This window comes from Demequina silvatica (assembly GCF_000971215.1).
In the GTDB taxonomy this organism is placed as follows: Bacteria; Actinomycetota; Actinomycetes; order Actinomycetales; family Demequinaceae; genus Demequina; species Demequina silvatica.
The window spans coordinates 16,647-38,228 of sequence record NZ_BBMA01000007.1 but is presented as its reverse complement, the minus strand read 5'-3'; the positions used below and the strand labels follow the sequence as shown (position 1 = coordinate 38,228).

Below are 21,582 nucleotides of genomic sequence, written 5' to 3'. Positions count from 1 at the left end.
TATGCCAGCGCAGAAGGTTCTCGCCATCGTCCTTGCAGGAGGTGAGGGCAAGCGCCTGATGCCCCTCACCGCAGCCCGCGCGAAGCCGGCGGTCCCCTTCGGAGGGACGTACCGCCTCATCGACTTCGCGCTGAGCAACCTGGTGAACTCGCGGTACCTCCACGTGGTGGTGCTGACGCAGTACAAGTCGCACTCGCTCGACCGCCATATCGCCCGCACCTGGCGCATGTCGCCGCTGCTGGGCAACTACGTGGCGCCGGTGCCGGCGCAGCAGCGTCGAGGCCCGCACTGGTACCTCGGCAGCGCCGACGCGATCTATCAGACCGTCAACATCATCGAGGACGAGCAGCCCGACATCGTCGTGATCGTCGGCGCGGACCACGTGTACCGCATGGACTTCTCGCAGATGGTGGACGCGCACATCGAGTCGGGCGCGGACTTCACGGTGGCGGGCATCCGCCAGCCCATCTCGCTCGCGGACCAGTTCGGCGTCATCGACATCGACCCCGACAGCCCCGACCGGATCCGCGCCTTCCTCGAGAAGCCCAAGGACCCGACCGGCCTGCCCGACTCCCCCGGCGAGATCCTCGCGTCGATGGGCAACTACGTAGCGAACGCGGACGCTCTGCTCGAGGCGCTGACGGCGGATGCGGACAACCCGAGCTCGAAGCACGACATGGGCGGCGACATCGTCCCCTACTTCGTCGACCGCGGCACGTGCGGCTTCTACGACTTCATCCGCAACGACGTCCCCGGCTCCACCGACCGCGACCGCGACTACTGGCGCGACGTGGGAACGCTCGACATGTACTACGACGCCCACATGGACCTCATCGCGGTCCAGCCGGTGTTCAACGTGTACAACGACAAGTGGCCCGTCCACCAGGGGCTCATCACGCACCCGCCGGCCAAGTTCATCCACTCCGAGGAGGGCCGCCTGGGCCACGCCGCGGACTCGATCGTGTCGCCCGGCGTGATCGTGTCGGGCGCGACCGTGACGGGGTCGGTGCTGTCCCCCGGCGTGCGCCTGCACTCGTGGTCGACCGTGTCCGACTCGGTGCTGCTCGACGGCGTGCAGGTGCACCGCCACGCGCAGGTGCACCGCGCGATCCTCGACAAGAACGTCGACGTGCAGGAGGGAGCGCGCGTGGGTATCGACCGCGAGGCCGACCTCGCGCGCGGGTTCACCGTCACCGAGTCGGGCATCACCGTCGTGGCGAAGGGAACGGTCGTCACCGCATGAGGCTGTGCGTCCTCGACGTCGATTCCACCCTGATCACCGCCGAGGTCATCGAGCTCATCGCCGCCCGCGCGGGCACGCGCGAGCTCGTGGCCGAGATCACGGAGCGCGCCATGCGCGGCGAGCTCGACTTCGCCGAGTCGCTCCGTGAGCGCGTCGCCACCCTCGCCGGGGTCCCCGACACCGTGTTCGCGGACGTCCTCGCGGAGGTCGAGTTCACCCCCGGCGCGCCCGAGCTCGTCGCCGGCCTGCAGGACGCCGGCTTCGAGGTCGCGCTCGTGTCGGGCGGCTTCGCGGAGATCGTCGGGCCGCTCGCGGCCCGGCTGGGGATCACGCGCTATCGCGCGAACCGCCTCGAGGTGGACGATGCGCGGCTCACCGGCCGTACGCTCGGCCCCGTGATCGACCGGGCGGTGAAGGCGGAGACGCTGCGTACCTTCGCGGCCGAGGTGGGCTGCGACCTGGGCGACGCGGTCGCGATCGGCGACGGCGCGAACGACCTCGACATGATGGCGACCGCGGGGCTCGGGATCGCGTGGCACGCCAAGCCGATCGTCCAGGAGCAGGCCGATGTCGCGCTCAACACGCCCCGTCTCGACGCGGCGCTGGCGATCATCCTCGGCTGAGCAGGGGCGACGTCACCGCGACGAGCCCTCGCGCTCCCCTGTCCGCGCCGCTCGCCGTTTTCATGCACTCTCGCGGCTCTCGGCGCGTATGGTGCGCGCCGAACCTACGGGGCGCACCCGAGATACCAGGCCATTCTCTGCGGGGTGCGTGAGCTGCCCCACCGCCGAGACCGGTCACACCCCGCAGACCCATGCGAAAGTGCATGAAAACGGCGAGCTTGGCGATACGGCCCCCGCGACGCAGCGGCGACGGCGGTCAGGCGAAGGCGGTCAGGCGAGGCGGGCGCGGGCGGCGAGGGCCATGATCGCGAAGGCCTGCGCCTCCGCGCTCACGCCCGGGGCGTCGAAGCCGGGCGCGCCGCAGACGTCCCGGACCACCCCTGTCGCGTCGACCCGGGCGAGGGCCGCGTCGAGCCAGGCCGTCGCATCGTCCGCATACGACGCGGGAAGCCAGCCGTCCGCGACGCCCGTGAGGGACGCGTACGCGAGCATGAGGCCGGCGCAGCCGTCGGTGAAGGTCGAGGGGTCGTCGAGGACGTCGTGGAAGCGGCCCTCGGGGGTCGCGTAACGCGCGCAGGCATCGATCAGCGCACGCGCCTCGGACTCCCAGCGCTCGCGCACGCTGTCCGCGGCGACGCCCAGGTGAAGGCCGCGGGCGAGGCCCGCCACGACCCAGCCGCTGCCGCTCGCCCAGAACGCCTCGCGCGCGAAGGTCCGCGACGCCATGTCGAAGCGGTGCCGGTAGAGCCCGGTGGCCTCGTCCCACAGCTGCTCCTTGTGCATGCGGTACTGCATGTCCGCCGGGGCGAGGTCGCCCGACGCGACCAGCGCGGGCACCACCATGTACACGGAGTCGGCCCAGACCTCGGTGGCGCCCTTGAGGTGGTGGAGGACGCCCCAGTCGTCGCGCGGCGAATGCCGCAGCAACCACCAGCGCTGGCGCTGGGCCGCCTCGGCGACCACCGCATCGTCCCCGCCCACCAGGAGCGCCGCCTCGAGGAGGGAGCCAGAGTTCACGGCCGCCGCGTCGTCCATCGCGCCCAGCTGGCCGTCCGCGTCCTGACGTGTGACGGCGTCCCTCACCAGGAGGGCCGCGAGGTCGCGGTCACCCGCGTCCACAGCAGCATGGGAGGCGACGCCCTGCTCCCACCCGAAGCGCTGCATCGCGAGCAGCGCGCGCCACAGCGCGGAGGTGTCCGTCACTCCTCGACGTCGCGGCCCGACAGGACCGAGACCAGACGGCCGCAGCGCGACGTGATCTCCGACCACGGGCAGTCGAACTCGAGCACCGCGGCGGTGGCGGTCGGGAGGCCGTGCGCGACGCGCTGCAGCGCGGTCTTGTCCGAACCCGGGCCCGCGAGGTGCGCGGCGGCGGCCGAGGAGGTGGGCTCGTGACCCACGACCACCACGGTCCCCGCGTCGCCCAACCCGTGCAGCACCTCGAGGAGGCCGGAGACGTGGGTCTCGTAGAGCTCGTCGTCGGTGATGGTCTCGCACTCGCCGAACGAGGGAGCCATGAGCTTCCACGTCTGCTGCGTGCGCAGCGACGGCGACACGAGCGCGACGTCGGGCGAGATCCCCGCACGCGCGATGACCTGGCCGAGCAGCGTCGAGGCCTTGCGGCCGATGAGCTCGAGCGCGCGGGCGGAGTCGCTCAGGCCGGGCGCGGGGGCCTCCGCCTTGGCGTGACGGGCGAGGATCAGCGTGGGCACGGTGTCACTGTCCCATAGCGTGGACGCCGCCGTCCACGTGGATCATCTCGCCGGTGGTCGCGGGGAACCAGTCGGAGAGCAGGGCCGTCACCGTGCGGGCGGTGGGGACCGTGTCCTCCGAGTCCCAGCCGAGCGGGGCGCGGGCGGACCAGCCGCCCTCCATCTGGTCGAAGCCGGGGATGTGACGCGCGGCGGTGGTCTTGAGCGGGCCGGCCGAGACCACGTTGCAGCGGATCCCCTGCGGGCCCAGGTCGCGCGCGACGTAGCGGTTGACGGCCTCGAACGCGGCCTTCGCGACGCCCATCCAGTCGTAGACCGGCCACGCGTAGCGGCCGTCGAACGTGAGGCCCACGATCGAGCCGCCGTTGACCATGAGCGGCGCGGTCGCCTGCGCGAGCGCCTTGAGCGAGTACGCGGAGATGTGGATCGCGGTGGAGACGTCCTCCCACTCGCCCGCCATGAAGTTGCCGCCCATGACGGACTGCGGCGCGAAGCCGATCGAGTGGACCACGCCGTCGAGGTGCGGGACGAGCTCGCGGACCTTGTCGGCGAGCGAGGTCAGGTGCTCGGGGTTGGTGACGTCGAGCTCGACCACCTGCGCCTCGACAGGGAGGCGACGGCCCATGGCCTGGGTGATCTTGAGCGAACGGCCCACACCGGTGAGGACCACCGTCGCGCCCTGCTCCTGGCACAGCCGCGCCACCTCGAACGCGATCGAGCCCTCGGTGAGGACGCCGGTGACCAGGATGTTCTTGCCTTCGAGAATGCCCATGATTGCTCCTAGGGGGACGATGCGGGGTGTCAGTGGCCCATGCCGAGGCCGCCGTCGACGGGCAGCACGGCGCCCGAGACGTAGCCCGCGGCGTCGGACGCGAGGAAGACGGCGGCGGCGGCGACCTCGGCGGTCGAGCCGAAGCGCTTGGCAGGGATGGTGTCCGCGTACTGCTTGACGACGTCGTCGCCGAGCTCGGCGGTCATGTCCGTGGTGATGAAGCCCGGCGCGATCACGTTCGCGGTGATGCCGCGCGCGCCCACCTCGCGGGTCACGGAGCGGGCCATGCCCACGAGCGCGGACTTCGACGACGAGTAGTTGACCTGGCCCGGGTTGCCCATGAGGCCCACCACGGAGCCGATGAGCACGATGCGGCCGTAGCGCTCGCGGATCATCGAGTTCACGGCGCGGCGCACGCAGCGGAACGTGCCGGTGAGGTTGACGTCGACAACCTGCTCGAAGTCCTCGTCGGACATGCGCATGAGCAGGCCGTCGCGCGTGATGCCGGCGTTGGCGATGAGGACGCGGACGCGGCCGTGCTGCGCCTCGAGATCGTCGAACGCGGCGTTGACGGCCGCGGTGTCGGTGACGTCGGCGACGGCGCCCGTGACGCCCTCGGGGAGGTCTCCCCCGCGGTAGATGGTGGAGACGGTGTCGCCGTTGGCGACGAACGCCTCGGCGATGCTACGGCCGATGCCGCGGTTGGCTCCGGTGACGAGGACGTGACGGGTCATGGGGGTCACGCTAGCGGAGGCGGGGACCGATGCGCGAAAGCGCGGCACTAGCATCGTGCGGGTGACCACGCCCTCGCTCGCCTCGCGGATCCTGCGCGTCGTCGGGATCGTCGCGGTAGGGCTCGCGGTGTCCGCGGTGGCCGTGAAGGCGGGCTTCTGGCAGCTCGACCGGCATCACACCCGCGCGGCCGCGATCGCGCTGTACGAGGCGAACGCCGAAGCGGATCCCGTGCCGTTGGCGGAGGCCGTGCCGCCGGGCTCCGCGGTGGGCGACGCCGAGTGGACCCGCGTGACCGTCGAGGGCGAGTTCGAGCAGGGCTCGACCGCGTTGCTGCGCAACCGGCCCGTCGACCGCGAGCGCACCTGGCACCTGCTCGCATGGTTTGACACCGCGGACGGGCGGTCGCTGCTGGTGGACGCGGGCTGGGTGCCCATCCCCGACTCGGGCGAGCCCGACGGCGTGGTGCCGGACCTCGCTGCGGGCGACGTCACGCTCGAGGTGGTGCTCCGCGCCGCCGAGGAGGACGACGGCCGCCGCGACGACGGCGCCACCCGGATCACGCCCCTCCAGATGCCGGCACCGGCCGCCGAGCCGATCGACGGCTACGGCATGGTCCAGCAGGTGTGCACCGCGGACGGGTGCGTCGACGCGCTCGGCTCGCAGGTGCCGCTGCCCACGCTCAGCCTGGGCCCGCACCTCGCGTACACGTGGCAGTGGTTCGCGTTCGCGCTCATCGCTCCCGTGGCCGGGGTGCTGCTGGCGCGCCGCGAATGGGCCGCCATGTCCGCCTCTGGGGACGATGCGGTGGTCCCGGCCCGCGCATCGTCCCCGCCGAAGGCGCCGCGCAGGCGGCGCGCCGAACCCAGCGACGAGGAGATCGAGGATGCGCTCTGAGGAGAACCGACGCGACTGGCTGGCGATCGCCGCGGTGGTGCTCGGGATCGTGTCCGTGGTGACGTGCTTCACCATGATCGGTGGGCTGCTGCTGGGCGGCGTCGCGATGGCGCTGGGATGGATGTCGCTGCGCCGCCAGGACCCCGAGGACCCGATCCCGGGCGCGCGCACGCTCGCGATCACGGGGATCGCGTGCGGCGCCGCGGGCGTGCTCGGCGCGGTGCTGATCGTGGTGTTCTGGCAGCAGTTCGGGTCGCTCTGGGGCTGACCGCCCGTGGGTCCCACTAGGCCAGCGAGATGAGCTCCCGGTAGGACTCGTTGTAAAGGTCCTCCACGGCGTCGGGCAGCAGCAGGACGCGCTCGGGCTCGAGCGCCTCGACGGCGCCCTCATCGTGGGTGACCAGGACCACCGCGCCCTCGTAGGTGCGCAGCGCGCGGAGGATCTCGGCGCGCGAGGCGGGGTCGAGGTTGTTGGTCGGCTCGTCGAGGAGCAGCACGTTGGCCTGGGACACCACGAGCGTCGCGAGCGCGAGGCGGGTCTTCTCGCCGCCCGAGAGGACCTTCGCGGGCTTGTGCGCGTCGTCGCCCTGGAACATGAACGAGCCGAGCACGTTGCGCACGGCCGTGTCGTCGAGGTCGGGCGCCGCGTGGCGGAGGTTCTCGAGCACGGTGGCGTCCATGTCGAGCGTGTCGTGCTCCTGGGCGTAGTAGCCGAGCTTGAGGCCGTGGCCGGGCTGCACCTCGCCGGTGTCGGGGTCCTCGACGCCGCCGAGCAGCTTGAGCAGCGTGGTCTTGCCGGCGCCGTTGAGGCCCAGCACCACCACGCGCGAGCCGCGGTCGATCGCGAGCTCGACGTCCGTGAACACCTCGAGCGAGCCGTAGGACTTCGACAGCTCGGCGGCGCGCAGCGGGGTCTTGCCGCACGGAGCCGGGGTCGGGAAGCGCAGCGCGGCCACGCGGTCCTGCACCCGCTCCCCCTCGACGCCCTCGAGCATGCGCTCGGCGCGCTTGGCCATGTTCTGCGCGGCGACGGCCTTGGTGGCGGTCGCCTTCATCTTGGCGGCCTGCGCGAGCAGGGCGGCGGCCTTCTTCTCCGCGTTGTCGCGCTCGCGGCGGCGGCGCTTCTCGTCGGTCTCGCGCTGGCGGAGGTAGAGGTCCCAGCCGAGCGCGTACTGGTCCAGCTCGCCGCGGTTGGCGTCGAGGTGGAACACGCGGGTGACGGACGCGCGCAGCAGCTCGACGTCGTGGGAGATCACCACGAGCCCGCCCGGGAAGGACGCGAGGAAGCCGCGCAGCCACACGATCGAGTCCGCGTCGAGGTGGTTGGTGGGCTCGTCGAGGAGCAGCGTCTCCGCGTCGGAGAACAGGATGCGCGCGAGCTCGACGCGGCGGCGCTGGCCGCCGGAGAGCGTGCCGAGGGGCTGGCTCAGGATGCGCTCGTCGAGCCCCAGGTTGGCGGCGATGCGCTGCGCCTCGGACTCGGCGGCGTAGCCGCCTGCGGCGCGGAAGCGCTCCTCGAGGCGCGGGTAGGCGTTCATCGCCTTCTCCATCACCTTGATGTCGGGGCTCGCCATGCCCTCCTCCGCCTCGCGGAGCTTCTGCATGAGGCCCGCGAGGTCGCGGACGGACAGGATGCGGTCGAGCGCGCGCTGCGTGGGCTCGCCCTCGCGCGGGTCCTGAGGGAGGTAGCCGATCGAGCCGCGGTGCGTGACGGAGCCGCCGGTGGGCTGGGACTCCCCCGCGAGGATCCGGGTCATCGTGGTTTTGCCTGCGCCGTTGCGGCCCACGAGGCCCACGCGGTCGCCTGGTCCGATCTGGAAGCTCGCGGGGTGCAGGAGCACTCGTGCGCCGATGCGCACCTCCAGATCCTTGGCGATGATCACACGTTCTCCCTGCTGCCTGCGCGGCCGTTCTTGTGGTGTCCCCACAACGTTTCTGCACCCTGGCCGGAACTCGGTCTCGGGGACCACCGGCGGCTCTAGGGTTTCCGCATCCATTATCCCAGGGGGTTCCCATGGCTCAGCACCGCGGCCTCACCGGCCAGTCCATCGCGCTCGTCGCCGTCTTCGCCGGCCTCATCGCCGCGTCCACGCTCGTGCCGGAGGTCACTCTCATCGGCGGCGTCCCGATCACGCTGCAGACGTTTGCGATCGTGCTGGCGGGCCTGGTGCTCGGGCCCTGGCGCGCGCTCGCCGCGGTCACGCTCTACGTGCTGCTCGGGCTCGTGGTGCCCGTCTACGCCAACGGCGCCGTGGGCCTCGCGGTGCTCACCGGCCCCACAGGCGGCTACCTCATCGGCTTCATCCTGGCCGCGACCGTGATCGGCGCGCTGGCCCAGCTGCTGGCGCGGCGCGGCGTGCTCGCGCGTCGCCGCACGGCGGCGCCCGCGCTCATCGCCGTGGGCCTGGTGTCCATCCCGCTCGTCTACGCGGTGGGCGTGCCGTGGCTGTCGTGGCGCCTGGGGATCCCGCTGCTGCCCACCGGCTGCACGTCGATCACGGACGCGGACTGCGTTTCCGGACTCACCGTCGGCGTCATCCCGTTCCTCCCGGGCGACATCATCAAGGTCGTCGTCGCGGGCCTGGTCGCGGCCGCCATCCACCGGGCCTACCCGGGACTGCTGGGCTCGGCGCGTGCGGCGACCGCCGCATCGTCCCCCGTCACCGACGGGACGGACGAGGGCGCCCGCGCCACCGCGTAGCCTTATCGCATGATCGAGTTCAAGGACGCGGCCGTCGTCGCGCCCGATTCGGGCGTGCCGATCCTCGAGCCCACCACCCTGACGCTCACCGAGGACCGCATCAGCATCATCGGCGCGAACGGCTCCGGCAAGTCGACCCTTGCGAGGCTCATCAACGGGCTCGTGCTGCCGGTGACCGGATCGGTGGAGGTCGACGGCCTCGACACGCAGCGGCACGGCGCGCAGGTGCGACGCAAGGTGGGCTACCTGTTCACCGACGCGTCCGCGCAGCTCATCATGCCGACCGCGATCGAGGACGTCGCGCTGTCGCTGCGCCGCCTCATCAAGAACCGCGCCGAGCGCGACGAGGCCGCGATGTCCGCGCTCCGCGAGATCGGGCTCGCCGCCAAGGCGGACGTGTCCGTCAACGCGCTGTCCGGCGGGCAGCGCCAGCTGCTCGCGCTCGCGGGCGTGCTGGCGTGCACCCCGTCGATCGTGGTCGCCGACGAGCCCACCACCCTGCTCGACCTGCGCTGGCGCGCGCACGTGGGCGCACTGCTGCGCTCGCTGCCGCTCCAGGTGATCGAGGTCACCCACGACCTCGACTCGGCCGCGCGCGCCGAGCGCACCCTCGTGGTGGACCTGGGCCGCGTGGTCTTCGACGGCGACCCCAAGGAGGCCGTCGGGATCTACCGCGACCTCATGTTCGGCCGAGCCTCGCAGGGCGCGACGGCGTGATCTCGCTCCTCGGCATCTACCGGCCGCGACGCACCCTGATGCATCGGGCGCCGGTGTGGTTCAAGATGCTGCTGCTGGTGGGCATGTCGATCACGTGCGTGGTGGTCTCGGACCCCGTCACGAGCATCGGCATCACCGCCGCGTGCCTGCTGCTGCTCGCGTCGACGCTGCCGCCGCTCAAGGCGACGCTCAAGGGCATGGGCGCGATCGTGGTGATCGCGATCCTCACCACGCTCTTCCAACTGTGGCGCGGCGACTGGGTGCGCGCGCTCGACCTTGCGGGCGACATCGTCGCGATCGCGGCGCTCGCGCTCGCCGTGTCCAGCTCGACGTCGATGGGCGCGATGCTCGACTTCGTCACCGCGCTCGCACGGCCGCTGCGGTGGCTGCTGCCGCCGGAGACCATCGGCGTGATGGTGTCGCTCACGCTGCGCGCGATCCCCGAGGCCGCACAGATCCTCACCGAGTCGCGCGTCGCCGCCCGCGCGCGCGGGCTCGAGCGCGATCCGCGCGCGATCCTCATCCCCACCGCGTCCCGCACCGTCGGCTTCGCGCTGGACCTGGGGCAGGCGCTGCACGCGCGCGGGATCGCGGAGCACGGGCGGGCGCCGCGGGGTGGCTCCGCGCCTGCGTCCGAGGCGCGGGACGATGCGCCGGGCCGGGTTCTCGCGGAACCTCCGGTGCGCGAGGTGCCGGCGCCGGTTGAACCTGCTCCGTCACGGCGGGCGCGGCGGCGCTGACTCCCCCTGGGGATAACTGTCCGGTTTGGCGGGTTCGCTGTCAGAGGCCGGTGGTGGACTTGTTCCATGGCCGAGACCACTGCCCCCGACGCGTTGGACGCGTTGCGTGTGCGTGTCGAGGCGTCGGATGGGCTGCCTGATTGGGATGCGGTTGCGTTGATGCGTGAGGCCGTGGGTCGGCGGCGTGAGGGTGATCTGGTGGTCGCGCAGATGGCGGCGAAGCTCGCGTTGCGGTCCACTCCGGGACGTGCGGGGATCGCCAGCAGGCGGGGCTTCAAGGGTGTCGATCAGCTGATCGCGTCCGAGACCGGCGGCACCGTGGCCGAGGCCGGACGGCTGCGGATCATGGGCACGGCTTTGTACGGTGCGCCGGACGATGCCCCGGGCAGCGCCTCCGTCCTGCCTCACCTCGCGCACGAGGCCAGGGAAGGCCGGCTCAGCGCCGACAAGTTCGTGCTGCTGCGCGAGGTGCTGATGATGCACCCCGACGCCCGCGACATGGACGGCCTTCCCGTGGACGATGCCGTCCGCGCCACCCCTTTGGGTCGGCTGCCGTTGGCGCGGGTGGAGAAGATGGCGGTGGACAAGGCTGTCATCTCGCCGCTGAAGACCGTCAAGGCTTCCGTCGCACAGCTGCACGCGGGACTGACGCCGCCGCCGACGGGCGAGATCGAGTATGAGGAGCTGTACCAGGCACGCCTCGCGACTCTCCGTGAGGAGGCCAACGGGATGATCCGCCTTGTCGCGATCCTGGACCCGCTGACGGCCGCACCGTTGATGGCCGCACTGGATGGCTACATGAAGAAGCAGTTCCGTGTTGCCCGCGAGGACGGCGGCGACGATCAGCCCACCCCCGGTCAGATGCGTGCCGACGGGCTCGGATGGCTCGGCCGGCATGCGACGGGCTGTCGCAAGCCCCACGACGCCGTGAAGACCACCGTCAACATCCGCATCTCCCTCGACGACTTCGAGGCCGGGGGCGGGTACGGCGAGATCGACGGCATCAAGCGACCCCTACCCGGCAGCCTGCTGGCCTGGTTCGCCGTGGACGCCGAGGTCATCCCCACCGTGCTGGGCTCCTGCGGGCAGGTCCTCGACCACGGCTACGCCGAACGGCTGTTCACCCCCGCCCAACGCAAGGCCATCGCGCAACGTGACCGCGGCTGTGCATGGTGCGGGGCACCGCCGAGCCACTGCGACGTCCACCACATCCGCTACTGGCGCGACGGCGGCAAGACCGACCTCGAGAACGGCATCATGCTGTGCGTGGCCTGCCACCACTGGATCCACCGCGACGAATGGGCCATCAGATTCCGCCAAGGCAGCCCCGAATTCATCCCACCCACCTCGATCGACCCCGACCAGCAACCCCGACCCGGCTACCAGCAACGCATCAGGCTCGACCACGCCGCACTCGCCGCAGCAAGCCGCGCCGGACCGGTCTGAAAGCCGCCGCGGGCGCGGCGGGCGCCCTATTCTCCGTCGAGGAGGTCCACCAGCTTCACGGTGGTGTTCCAGCTTCGGATGGTCATGTCCGCGTAGAACGGCGTGGACATCACCTTGTTCATGCGGCTCTTGGTGCGCTGCGCGCTGAGCCGGCGGAAGTAGACCATCCCCTTCCCCGGCCAACCGGTGTCCACGCCCTCGCGTAGCCCGAACGCCGCGAACGCCTCTTCCGCGTCGACACCCGCTCGCAGGAACGCGACGTCCGAGTGGTAGAGGTGAGGCTCGGCGCCGAACCCGGCCGGCGCATCGTCCACCGCGGCGCGCATGCGAGCCTCAGCGACACCCACCACCACCGTGTCCACGCCGAACTCCTCGCGGAGCACGTCCTCGAGCAGCGACTCCACGCCGGCCTCGTCGAGGTCCGGGGCTTCGAGCAGCACGTTGCCCGAGGCGATGTGGGTGCGGGACGGGGTGCCCCGCTCCCCCAGCACCTCGCGCAGTCGCGCCATCGACACCGGGTTCTTGCCGCCGACGTTGATGCCGCGGATCAGCGCGACGTGGCTAGCCACGCGGCAGGACCGTGAGCACGCGCTCGGTGTGGTTGCGGAACTCCTGCATGAAGTCCGTGAGGAAGGCGGCGGTGGCCTGGTCCGGCACCTCGCCGTCCGCGGTGACGAGCCCCGGTGTGAAGTGCACGTACGCCTCGGGCGCCGTCATCTGTCGCGCGTTGCAGAAGCTCAGCACCGCACGGAGGCTCTGCTGCCCCACCGCGGTGCCGATCTTGCCGATCGACGCGCCGATCACGGCCGCCGGGACGTGGTCGAAGGAGTTCTGCCCCCACGGCCGCGAGGCCCAGTCGATGGCGTTCTTCAGCGCCCCGGGGATAGAGCGGTTGTACTCGGGCGTCACGAACAGCACCGCGTCGGAGGCGGCGATGGCCTCCTTGAGCGCGGTCGCGGGCGCCGGGTAGTCGGCGTCGTAGTCGGGACTGTAGAGCGGGAGTTCGCGGATGGCGATCTCCGTGAACTCGAGGTCGTCGGGCGCGAGACGGATCAGCGCCTTGCTGAGCGTGCGGTTGATCGACGTCGAGGACAGGCTGCCGACGAAGTATCCGACCTTGTAGACCATGGTGACGCTCCTGGGGTTGGGGTTCCATCGTCGCCCGGCGCCGCACCACCCGCAAACGGCGAGAGCCTCCTTCCCGGGCTGGGAAGGAGGCTCTCGCGTGTGCGACGGCGTCTCAGACGTTGAAACCGAGCGCGCGCAGCTGCTCGCGGCCGTCGTCGGTGATCTTGTCCGGGCCCCACGGCGGCATCCACACCCAGTTGATGCGGAAGCCGTCGACCAGGCCGTCGAGGGCCTGGCCCGCCTGGTCCTCGATGACGTCCGTCAGCGGGCACGCCGCCGAGGTGAGCGTCATGTCGATCACCGCGTGGCGGTTCTCGTCGAGCATCACCCCGTAGACGAGGCCGAGGTCGACGACGTTGATGCCGAGCTCGGGGTCGATGACGTCGCGGAGCGCCTCCTCGACGTCAGCCGCGTTGGCCGGGGCCTTGGTGTCCTCGGTCATGCCGTTGCTCCTTCCGCGCTTCCGCGCGCCTGGATCAGCGCGTCCCTGAAGGCCATCCAGCCCAGGAGCGCGCACTTGATTCGTGCAGGATACTTGCCGACCCCCACAAAGGCGGTCGCGTCGCCCAGGAGATCCTCGCGCTCCTCGTCGAGGTGCTCGCCCTTCGACTGCATGAGGGCGCGGAACGCCTCCACGGTCGCGTCGGCGGTGTCGAGCGACTCCCCCTCGATCAGCTCGGTGAGCACCGAGATCGAGGCCTGCGAGATCGAGCAGCCGTGGCCCTCCCACGCGATCGCGGCGACGGTGTCCCCGTCGACGCCCACGCGCATGGTGACCTCGTCGCCGCAGGTCGGGTTGACCTGGTGCGACTCGCCGCGGCCGGCGGCAGTGAGGTCGATCAGGCCGCGCCCGTGACCCTCACGGGCGTGGTCCATGATGACCTGCTGGTACATGGCCTCAAGGCTCATAGGGTTGCTCCGAAGAACTCGCGGACGCCTGCCAGCGCCTCGACGAAGGCGCGGGCGTCGTCCTCGGTGGTGTAGACGTGCGCCGAGGCGCGGGTCGAGCCCGTGAGCCCCAGGCGACGGTGCAGCGGCTGCGCGCAATGGTGACCCACGCGAGCCGTGATGCCGCGGTCGTCGAGCACCTGCCCGACGTCGTGCGCATGGACGCCCTCGACGGCGACGGCTGCGAGGCCGAGCACGTCGAAGCGGTCGGGGTCCCCGACCGGCCCGATAAGCCGCACCCCGGGAACGCTCAACGCCCCCTCGCGCAGGATCTGCGCCAGGCGCGCCTCGTGGCGGGCGACGTTCTCCATGCCGAGGTCCATGAGGTAGCGCGCCGCCGCGCCCATGCCGACCGCCTGCGCGACCGGCTGGGTGCCCGGCTCGAAGCGCGTGGGCGCCTCGAGCCACGTGGTGGTCTCCATGGTGACCACGGCGATCGCTCCCCCGCCGAACATCGACGGCGGCAGCGCGTCGAGCAGCGCCTTGCGGCCCCACAACGCGCCGACCCCGGTGGGGCCCAGCATCTTGTGCCCCGAGAACGCCATGAAGTCGACGCCGAGGTCGCTCACGGAGACCGGGATGTGCGGCACCGACTGGCAGCCGTCGAGCACGGTGAGCGCACCCACCTCGCGGGCGCGCGCCACGATCGGCGCGACGTCCGTCACGACGCCGGTGACGTTGCTGGCGTGCGAGAACGCCACCACCTTGGTCGCGGGCGTGATGACCGAGGCGAGGTCATCGAGGACCAGGACCCCCGCATCGTCCACCGGGATCCACGCGAGCTCGGCGCCCGTGCGGGCGGCGAGCTGCTGCCACGGGATGAGGTTGGCGTGGTGCTCGAGCTCGGTGACGACGATGCGGTCGCCGGGTCCCACGTGGAACCCTTCGGCCGCCGCGCCGCCGGCGCCGAGCGACGCCTGCAGCATCCCGTTGGCGACCAGGTTGAGCGCCGCGGTCGCCCCCGACGTCCACACGATCTCCTCAGCGGGCGCGCCCACGAGGCGCGCGACGTCCGCGCGCGCCGTCTCGAAGGCCTCGGTGGCCTCCTCCGCGAGCAGGTGCGCGCCGCGGGCGACGGCACCGTTGTGCTCACGGACGAAGGCGGACTCGGCCTCGAGAACCGCGAGCGGCCGCTGCGAGGTCGCGCCGGAGTCGAGGTACACGAGCGGCCTCCCGTTCCTCACCGTGCGGGTGAGGATCGGGAAGTCGCCGCGGAGGTCGGGGAACATGCTCAGGCAGACGCCAGGTAGCGGTCGTAGCCCTCGGCCTCGAGGCGCTCGGCGAGCTCGGGGCCGCCCTGCTCGGCCACGCGGCCGGCCACGAACACGTGCACGAAGTCCGGCTTGATGTAGCGCAGGATCCGCGTGTAGTGCGTGATGAGCATGATGCCGAGGCCCGTGGTGTCCTTGGCGCGGTTGACGCCCTCGGACACGATGCGGAGCGCGTCGACGTCGAGGCCCGAGTCGGTCTCGTCGAGGATCGAGATCTTCGGCTGGAGGAGCTCCATCTGGAGGATCTCGTGGCGCTTCTTCTCGCCGCCGGAGAAGCCCTCGTTGACGCCGCGCTCACCGAACGCGGGGTCCATCCGGAGGTTCTCCATGGCGCCCTTGACGTCCTTGACCCACGTGCGGAGCTTGGGGGCCTCGCCGTCGATCGCGGTCTTCGCGGTGCGCAGGAAGTTGGACACGGACACGCCGGGGACCTCGACCGGGTACTGCATCGCGAGGAACAGGCCCGCCTTGGCGCGCTCGTCCACGGACATCTCGAGGACGTCCTCGCCGTCGAGCGTGACGGAGCCCTCGGTGATCGTGTACTTGGGGTGGCCGGCGATCGAGTAGGCCAGCGTCGACTTGCCGGAGCCGTTGGGGCCCATGATGGCGTGGGTCTCACCCGAGTTGATGGTGAGGTCGACGCCCTTGAGGATCTCCTTGGTCCCCTCGGGGGTCTCGACGGTGACGTGGAGGTTGCGGATCTCCAGGGTGCTCATGCGTTCTCCTTGACGGAATTCTTGGGGGCGTCGACGTCCACGAGCACGCGCTCGCCGTCGACTCGGGTCGGGTAGGTCTTCACGGGGGTGATGGCGGGCAGCTCGTCGGGCTCACCGGTACGGACGTCGAAGCGCGAGCCGTGGGCCCAGCACTCGACGTGACAGCCCTCGACGTCGCCCTCCGAGAGCGACACCGCGCCGTGGGTGCAGAGGTCGTCGATCGCGTAGAAGTCGCCGTCATCCGAGCGCACGATGGCGATCGGGATGTCGGAGCCGTCCGCGACCGTGAGCTCGGCGAGCATCGCGGAGCCGGGCTGGAGGTCGCTCACCAGGCAGGCGAGCTGCTCACTCATGCTCGAGCTCCTCCTCCACGTGCGCGATCTCGAGGTCGATCTGCTTCATCAGCGACTTCTCCACCGCCGGCACGCCGATCTCGTGGACGAGGTCCGCGAAGAAGCCGCGGACCACCAGCTTGCGGGCCTGGTCCTCGGAGATGCCGCGCGAGCGCAGGTAGAACATCTGCTCCTCGTCGAAGCGGCCGGTCGCGGACGCGTGTCCCGCACCCTCGATCTCGCCGGTCTCGATCTCCAGGTTGGGGACCGAGTCCGCGCGCGCGCCGTCCGTGAGGACCAGGTTGCGGTTGAGCTCGTACGTGTCGGTGCCCTCCGCCGCGGCGCGGATGAGGACGTCGCCGATCCACACGGAGTGGGCCGTCTTGCCGGCGAGCGCGCCCTTGTAGGTGACGCGCGACGTGCACTTGGGGACCGCGTGGTCGACGAAGAGCTGGTGCTCCTGGTGCTGACCCGAGTCCGCGAAGTACAGGCCGAACAGGTCCACGGACGCGCCCTCGCCCGCGAACGCGGCCGAGGTGTTGAGGCGGACCACCTTGCCGCCGAGCGTGACGACGGTGCCGCGCAGGCGCGAGTCGCGGCCCAGACGGGCCACCACCTCGCCGGCGTGGATCGCGTCCTCGTCCCACTGCTGCAGGAGCACCAGGTTGAGGCCGGCGTTGTCGCGCAGGTCCACCGAGACCAGCTCGGAGTAGCGCGCGGTGCCCGTGCGGGTGATCACCACGGTCGCCTCGGCGCTCTGGCCGATCTCGACCAGCAGGTGGCCGCGGACGTCGCCGCCCGTGCCGCGCAGGTCGATGGTGATGGGCTCCTCGACCACGGTGTTCGCCGCGATCGTCAGCGCCATCGCGCCGCCCGAGTGCTTGACCGCCAGGGCGGACGCGCGGTCGCCGGGCTCGCGCACGGTCCGGGCCCGCGCATCGTCCTCCGGAACCTCGGCGAGCGTGACGCCCGCCGGAAGCTCCGACGTGGTCCACTCGAGGTGGCCGTCGGCCGGCTCGTCCGCGAAGATCGACTTGAGGTCGCGCACCGGCGAGAAGCGCCAGTTCTCCTCACGCCCCGTGGGCACGGGGAACACGTCGGCGTCGAAGGAGACGACGCGGTCCGCGCGGGACTTGTCGGGGATGATGCCGTGCGAGTGCGCGGCGTCTGCGGTGGCCTGGGTGTGATCGGTGACGGTCAACCGACGGATCCTTCCATCTGGAGCTCGATGAGGCGGTTGAGCTCGAGTGCGTACTCCATGGGCAGCTCGCGCGCGATGGGCTCGACGAACCCGCGCACGATCATGGCCATGGCCTCCGACTCCTCGAGGCCTCGGGACATGAGGTAGAACAGCTGGTCCTCGGACACCTTCGAGACCGAGGCCTCGTGACCCATGTGGACGTCGTCCTCGCGGACGTCGACGTACGGGTAGGTGTCGGACCGCGAGATCTGGTCGACGAGCAGCGCGTCGCACAGCACGTTCGACTTCGAGTTCTTCGCGCCCTCGAGGACCTGGACCAGGCCGCGGTACGAGGTGCGGCCGCCGCCACGGGCGACGGACTTCGAGATGATCGAGGACGAGGTGTTGGGGGCGGCGTGCACCATCTTGGCGCCCGCGTCCTGGTGCTGGCCCTCGCCGGCGAACGCGATCGACAGGGTCTCGCCGCGCGCGTGCTCGCCGAGCATGAAGATCGCCGGGTACTTCATGGTGACCTTCGAGCCGATGTTGCCGTCGACCCACTCCATGGTGGCGCCCTCGGCCGCGGTCGCACGCTTGGTGACCAGGTTGTACACGTTGTTCGACCAGTTCTGGATGGTCGTGTAGCGCACGCGGGCGTTCTTCTTCACGATGATCTCGACCACGGCCGAGTGCAGCGAGTCGGACGAGTACACCGGCGCGGTGCAGCCCTCGACGTAGTGCACGTACGAGCCCTCGTCCGCGATGATCAGCGTGCGCTCGAACTGGCCCATGTTCTCCGTGTTGATGCGGAAGTAGGCCTGGAGCGGGATCTCCACGTGGACGCCCGGCGGGACGTACACGAACGAGCCGCCCGACCACACGGCCGTGTTGAGCGCCGCGAACTTGTTGTCGCCGGTGGGGATGACGGTGCCGAAGTACTCCTCGAACAGCTCCGGGTAGTCGCGCAGGCCCGTGTCGGTGTCGACGAAGATGACGCCCTGCTGCTCGAGGTCCTCACGGATCTGGTGGTACACCACCTCGGATTCGTACTGCGCGGCGACGCCCGCGACGAGGCGCTGCTTCTCCGCCTCCGGGATGCCGAGCTTGTCGTACGTGTTCTTGATGTCCTCGGGCAGCTCCTCCCAGGAGGTCGCCTGCTTCTCCGTGGACCGCACGAAGTACTTGATGTTGTCGAAGTCGATGCCGGTGAGGTCGGAGCCCCAGTGCGGAAGCGGCTTCTTGCCGAACAGCTTCAGGCCCTTGAGACGCGTCTCCAGCATCCACTCGGGCTCGTTCTTCAGCGCCGAGATCTGACGGACGACGTCCTCGTTGAGGCCGCGCCTGGCAAGCGCGCCGGCCTCATCCGAGTCGTGCCATCCGAACTGGTAGTTGCCGATCGAGGCGATGGCCTCGTCCTGCGTCATGGGCTCGGTCGGAGCACTCATGCTCATCCTTCCTTACGGGTGGGGGTGGCGAGCGGGATCGTGGTGGTGCAGACATGCGCGCCGCCCGCGAGGGTCGACAGCCGCTGCACGTGCACGTCGAGGATCCTCGAGAACGCGCGGGCCTCGGCCTCGCACCACTCGGGGGTCTTCTCCGCGATGGACTGGACGGGGCAATGCCCCTGGCACAGCTGGACGGTGATGCCGCCGGGGCCGGGACGCACGGACGCGGCGAAGCCACGGTCCCCGAGCGCCGCGGCGAGGTCCTGGACCTTGGTCGCCATGGGGGCGGCCGGGTCGACGGCGGACGCGACCGCGTCCTCGAGCTCCTTGGCCTTCGCCTCGACGAACGCCTCAAGGCCGCCGGAGTCGCGCAGCGCCGTCATCGCGTCGACGGCGACGGCCTGGTACGCGGTCGCGAGGGCGCGCTGGCCCTCGTTGGTCGCGACGAACGACCGCGCGGGACGTCCCCGACCGCGCGTGTGGATGCCCGGAGGCTCGTGGTCGACGATGTAGCCGGAGTCCTCCAGCGAGGACAGGTGACGGCGCACGCCCGCGGGCGTGACGCCGAGCTCCGTCGCGAGGGCCGCCGCGGTGATGGGACCCGCGGTGGCGATGAGGCTGAGCACACGATCGCGCGTGGTGTCGGCGGTCATCCGTGGTCCTCTCGTCCGCATCTCGCGCAGCCGACAGCGGCTGCGACGTATTTACAAACATTTTGGTTCATTAAAAAGAAGGGCGCAAGCAAGGCGAGCCTTACCTCGGGACGATGCGGCGGTCACCCTTGTCCACAACGCGTCGGCGGGCCGTTCTGTGCCCGCGGCGGCCCTACGATTGTCGGGTGTCGAGCACCACCGAACTGACCCGGTCCACCCTGGGCTACCGCATTGCGCGGGGCCTCACCCTGGCCAACATCGCGACGCAGGCGGGCATCATCGTCACCGGCGGCGCGGTGCGCCTCACCGGGTCCGGCCTGGGCTGCTCGACGTGGCCGCAGTGCGAGCCCGGACAGTTCACGCCCACGCGCCACGACGCGACGTCGATCCACCCGTTCATCGAGTTCGGGAACCGGACGCTCACCGGCCTCCTGCTCATCGTGGCCGTCGCCATGGCGATCGCGGTGTGGCGCACGCGTCCCGAGCTCAAGTGGTGGGGCCTGGTCCCCGCGCTGGGCGTCATCGCACAGGCCGTGCTGGGCGGCATCACGGTGCTGGTCGAGCTCCATCCCCTGGTGGTCGCGCCCCACATGCTTCTGAGCCTCGCGCTGGTCTGGTACTCGGTGCGCTTCGCGTTGCGCTACCGCGGTGCGCGCGGCCGCGTGGGCGGCTCCCTCGCGGTCGAGCGATGGGTGTCCGCGGGGCTGCTCGTGGTCCTGCTCGTGCTCGGCGCGCTCACCACCGGCGCCGGACCGCACTCGGGAGACGCGGAGGCCACGGAGCGCCTCGCGCTCGACCCCGTGGGTGTCGCGAAGGCGCACGCCCTCACCGTGTGGGCGTTCTGCGCGCTGCTGGTGTGGATCGGCTGGCGCATCCGCCGCGACGTGAGCGCGGGCGACCGCGACGAGGCGCGGCTGTCCTTCTGGGTGCTCGCCGGCGTGACGCTCGCGCAGGGCGCGATCGGCTACGTCCAGTACTTCACCGGGCTGCCCGCGCTGATCGTGGGCTTCCACCTCTTCGGCGCGGCGGTGCTCACCGCGGCCCACTCGGCGTTCTTCCGCCTCACGGCGCGCGACACGGCGGCCTGATGAGCGCGCGCGAGGTCACGCTCAGCCACGTCGAGGACGCGGCGCGGGTCCTCGCGGGCGTGGCGCAGCGCACCCCGGTGGACCACGCGTCCTACCTGACCGAGCTGCTGGGCGTCCCCACGTACATGAAGCTGGAGAACCTCCAGCGCACCGGGTCGTTCAAGCTGCGCGGCGCCACGTACCGGCTGTCGCGGCTCACCCCCGAGGAGCGTGCGCGCGGCGTGGTCGCGGCCTCGGCGGGCAACCACGCGCAGGGCGTCGCGTTCGCCGCGCAGCAGCTGGGCGTCGACGCGACCATCTTCATGCCGCTGGGCGCGCCCGTGCCCAAGCTCCTCGCGACCAAGGGCTACGGCGCGACGGTGGTGACGGACGGCGCGACCGTCGAGGAGTGCCTGGTGCTCGCCGCCGAGCACGCCGCGCGCACCGGCGCCGTGATGATCCACCCGTTCGACCACCCCGACGTGATCGCGGGCCAGGGCACCATCGGGCTCGAGATCCTCGACGAGGTCCCCGACGCCGCGACCATCATCGTGCCCGTCGGCGGCGGCGGTCTCATCGCCGGCGTGGCCGTCGCCGCGAAGGCGCGCGCCGCTGCGGCCGGACGCCAGGTGAAGGTGGTCGGTGTGCAGGCCTCGGCCACCGCATCGTTCCCCCCGTCGCTCGCGGCGGGCCGTCCCGTCACCATCGAGCGCGGCGGCACCATCGCGGACGGAATCGCGGTGGTCCGCCCCGGCGAGCACACGTTCCCCCTGGTGCAGGAGCTGGTGGACGCGGTGGTGACGGTCGACGAGGACCACCTCGCGCGCGCCGTGCTCACCCTCCTCGAGCGCACCAAGCTGGTGGTCGAGCCCGCGGGCGCGGCACCCGTGGCCGCGATCCAGGCGGGCCTCATCGAGGCGACCGGGCCCACCGTGGCGCTGGTCTCGGGCGGCAACATCGATCCCCTGCTGCTGCAGCGCATCGTCGCGCACGGCCTGGTGGCGTCGGGGCGCTACATGACGCTGCGCATCCCGCTCCCCGACCGTCCCGGCCAGCTCGCGCGCGTCTCGGAGCTGCTCGCGCACGTGGGCGCGAATGTGATCGAGGTGCTGCACACGCGCCACGACCTGGGGCTCACGCTCAACGACGTGGTGCTGCAGGTGAGCGTCGAGACGCGCGGCCCGAACCATCAGGAGCAGGTGCTCGAGGCGCTGCGCGGCGCGGGGTTCGCGCCGCAGGTCGCGGGCTGACGCGCGGCC

Annotated in this window: 25 protein-coding genes; 10 read left to right on the top strand and 15 right to left on the bottom strand. The window is 71.2% G+C overall.

The features are described 5' to 3' along the window. Nucleotide 1: 1 nt before the first annotated feature. Nucleotides 2–1,243, top strand: a complete 1,242-nt coding sequence (gene glgC / locus AOM05_RS10745; protein ID WP_062522111.1) for a glucose-1-phosphate adenylyltransferase — start codon at nt 2–4, stop codon at nt 1,241–1,243. Beyond that, complete coding sequence (gene serB / locus AOM05_RS10740) at nt 1,240–1,866, top strand: phosphoserine phosphatase SerB (RefSeq protein WP_062522109.1); 627 nt, start codon at nt 1,240–1,242, stop codon at nt 1,864–1,866. Before glgC ends, serB begins: the two co-directional genes overlap by 4 nt. Nucleotides 1,867–2,136: 270 nt before the next feature. Here serB and AOM05_RS10735 read toward each other — a convergent pair whose 3' ends face one another. The 4 genes from AOM05_RS10735 to fabG are packed head-to-tail and all read right to left on the bottom strand — an operon-like array spanning nt 2,137 to nt 5,084. Beyond that, nucleotides 2,137–3,069, bottom strand: a complete 933-nt coding sequence (locus tag AOM05_RS10735; protein WP_062522108.1) for a glycoside hydrolase family 88 protein — start codon at nt 3,067–3,069, stop codon at nt 2,137–2,139. Next, nucleotides 3,066–3,578, bottom strand: coding sequence for a SixA phosphatase family protein (locus AOM05_RS10730; protein ID WP_062522105.1), 513 nt, complete (start codon nt 3,576–3,578; stop codon nt 3,066–3,068). The genes AOM05_RS10735 and AOM05_RS10730 overlap by 4 nt, the downstream gene beginning before the upstream one ends. A 4-nt stretch (nt 3,579–3,582) precedes the next feature. Continuing rightward, complete coding sequence (gene fabI, locus AOM05_RS10725) at nt 3,583–4,350, bottom strand: enoyl-ACP reductase FabI (RefSeq protein WP_062522103.1); 768 nt, start codon at nt 4,348–4,350, stop codon at nt 3,583–3,585. 29 nt (nt 4,351–4,379) lie between these two features. Further along, nucleotides 4,380–5,084, bottom strand: a complete 705-nt coding sequence (gene fabG, locus AOM05_RS10720) for a 3-oxoacyl-ACP reductase FabG (protein ID WP_062522101.1) — start codon at nt 5,082–5,084, stop codon at nt 4,380–4,382. Nucleotides 5,085–5,145: 61 nt separating this feature from the next. Between fabG and AOM05_RS10715 the strand changes: the two genes are divergently transcribed. Together AOM05_RS10715 and AOM05_RS10710 are read left to right on the top strand one after the other, a co-directional pair. Further along, nucleotides 5,146–5,979 carry an SURF1 family protein gene (locus AOM05_RS10715; protein WP_062522098.1) on the top strand — a complete coding sequence of 278 codons (834 nt, stop codon included), beginning with the start codon at nt 5,146–5,148 and terminating at the stop codon, nt 5,977–5,979. Further along, nucleotides 5,969–6,247 carry a DUF4190 domain-containing protein gene (locus AOM05_RS10710; protein ID WP_062522096.1) on the top strand — a complete coding sequence of 93 codons (279 nt, stop codon included), beginning with the start codon at nt 5,969–5,971 and terminating at the stop codon, nt 6,245–6,247. Before AOM05_RS10715 ends, AOM05_RS10710 begins: the two co-directional genes overlap by 11 nt. A 16-nt stretch (nt 6,248–6,263) precedes the next feature. Here the strand turns inward: AOM05_RS10710 and AOM05_RS10705 are convergent, their stop codons facing one another. After that, nucleotides 6,264–7,862, bottom strand: a complete 1,599-nt coding sequence (locus AOM05_RS10705) for an ABC-F family ATP-binding cassette domain-containing protein (protein ID WP_062522094.1) — start codon at nt 7,860–7,862, stop codon at nt 6,264–6,266. 131 nt (nt 7,863–7,993) lie between these two features. Between AOM05_RS10705 and AOM05_RS10700 the strand changes: the two genes are divergently transcribed. From AOM05_RS10700 to AOM05_RS10685, 4 genes are all read left to right on the top strand, one after another. Further along, nucleotides 7,994–8,680, top strand: coding sequence for a biotin transporter BioY (locus tag AOM05_RS10700; protein WP_062522092.1), 687 nt, complete (start codon nt 7,994–7,996; stop codon nt 8,678–8,680). 9 nt (nt 8,681–8,689) lie between these two features. Continuing rightward, a complete protein-coding gene (locus AOM05_RS10695; protein WP_062522090.1) occupies nt 8,690–9,397 on the top strand; it encodes an energy-coupling factor ABC transporter ATP-binding protein in 708 nt (235 codons plus the stop codon). Further along, nucleotides 9,394–10,137 (top strand): energy-coupling factor transporter transmembrane component T family protein, encoded by a 744-nt coding sequence (locus tag AOM05_RS10690; protein ID WP_062522088.1) that lies wholly within the window; start codon nt 9,394–9,396, stop codon nt 10,135–10,137. Before AOM05_RS10695 ends, AOM05_RS10690 begins: the two co-directional genes overlap by 4 nt. A gap of 66 nt (nt 10,138–10,203) precedes the next feature. Continuing rightward, entirely contained in the window at nt 10,204–11,583 is a 1,380-nt protein-coding gene (locus tag AOM05_RS10685) for an HNH endonuclease (RefSeq protein WP_062522086.1), read from the top strand. A 26-nt stretch (nt 11,584–11,609) separates the two neighbouring features. Here AOM05_RS10685 and AOM05_RS10680 read toward each other — a convergent pair whose 3' ends face one another. From AOM05_RS10680 to AOM05_RS10635, 10 genes are all read right to left on the bottom strand, one after another. Continuing rightward, complete coding sequence (locus AOM05_RS10680) at nt 11,610–12,152, bottom strand: DUF1697 domain-containing protein (protein WP_062522084.1); 543 nt, start codon at nt 12,150–12,152, stop codon at nt 11,610–11,612. After that, on the bottom strand, nt 12,145–12,711 hold the full coding sequence (locus AOM05_RS10675) for an NADPH-dependent FMN reductase (protein WP_062522082.1): 567 nt from the start codon (nt 12,709–12,711) through the stop codon (nt 12,145–12,147). The genes AOM05_RS10680 and AOM05_RS10675 overlap by 8 nt, the downstream gene beginning before the upstream one ends. A gap of 112 nt (nt 12,712–12,823) precedes the next feature. Continuing rightward, complete coding sequence (locus AOM05_RS10670) at nt 12,824–13,153, bottom strand: metal-sulfur cluster assembly factor (RefSeq protein WP_062291958.1); 330 nt, start codon at nt 13,151–13,153, stop codon at nt 12,824–12,826. Beyond that, the gene (sufU, locus tag AOM05_RS10665; RefSeq protein ID WP_062291956.1) at nt 13,150–13,620 is read right to left on the bottom strand and encodes a Fe-S cluster assembly sulfur transfer protein SufU; all 471 of its coding nucleotides are present in this window, start codon (nt 13,618–13,620) and stop codon (nt 13,150–13,152) included. The genes AOM05_RS10670 and sufU overlap by 4 nt, the downstream gene beginning before the upstream one ends. Continuing rightward, nucleotides 13,617–14,888 (bottom strand): SufS family cysteine desulfurase, encoded by a 1,272-nt coding sequence (locus AOM05_RS10660; RefSeq protein WP_062522080.1) that lies wholly within the window; start codon nt 14,886–14,888, stop codon nt 13,617–13,619. Before AOM05_RS10660 ends, sufU begins: the two co-directional genes overlap by 4 nt. Before the next feature lie 2 nt (nt 14,889–14,890). Next, nucleotides 14,891–15,646 carry a Fe-S cluster assembly ATPase SufC gene (gene sufC / locus AOM05_RS10655; protein WP_062291949.1) on the bottom strand — a complete coding sequence of 252 codons (756 nt, stop codon included), beginning with the start codon at nt 15,644–15,646 and terminating at the stop codon, nt 14,891–14,893. Then, nucleotides 15,643–15,999, bottom strand: a complete 357-nt coding sequence (locus AOM05_RS10650; protein ID WP_062522078.1) for a non-heme iron oxygenase ferredoxin subunit — start codon at nt 15,997–15,999, stop codon at nt 15,643–15,645. Before AOM05_RS10650 ends, sufC begins: the two co-directional genes overlap by 4 nt. Further along, nucleotides 15,992–17,179, bottom strand: coding sequence for a Fe-S cluster assembly protein SufD (gene sufD, locus AOM05_RS10645; RefSeq protein ID WP_062522076.1), 1,188 nt, complete (start codon nt 17,177–17,179; stop codon nt 15,992–15,994). Before sufD ends, AOM05_RS10650 begins: the two co-directional genes overlap by 8 nt. Beyond that, complete coding sequence (sufB, locus tag AOM05_RS10640; RefSeq protein WP_062522074.1) at nt 17,176–18,603, bottom strand: Fe-S cluster assembly protein SufB; 1,428 nt, start codon at nt 18,601–18,603, stop codon at nt 17,176–17,178. Before sufB ends, sufD begins: the two co-directional genes overlap by 4 nt. 2 nt (nt 18,604–18,605) lie before the next feature. After that, nucleotides 18,606–19,256, bottom strand: a complete 651-nt coding sequence (locus AOM05_RS10635; protein WP_082097465.1) for a helix-turn-helix transcriptional regulator — start codon at nt 19,254–19,256, stop codon at nt 18,606–18,608. A 185-nt stretch (nt 19,257–19,441) separates the two neighbouring features. Here AOM05_RS10635 and AOM05_RS10630 point away from each other — a divergent pair, with 185 nt between their 5' ends. After that, nucleotides 19,442–20,344: a COX15/CtaA family protein gene (locus AOM05_RS10630; protein WP_062522070.1), complete on the top strand. Its 903-nt coding sequence runs from the start codon at nt 19,442–19,444 to the stop codon at nt 20,342–20,344. Continuing rightward, nucleotides 20,344–21,573 carry a threonine ammonia-lyase gene (gene ilvA / locus AOM05_RS10625; protein WP_062522068.1) on the top strand — a complete coding sequence of 410 codons (1,230 nt, stop codon included), beginning with the start codon at nt 20,344–20,346 and terminating at the stop codon, nt 21,571–21,573. Before AOM05_RS10630 ends, ilvA begins: the two co-directional genes overlap by 1 nt. The last annotated feature ends 9 nt before the right edge of the window (nt 21,574–21,582 follow it).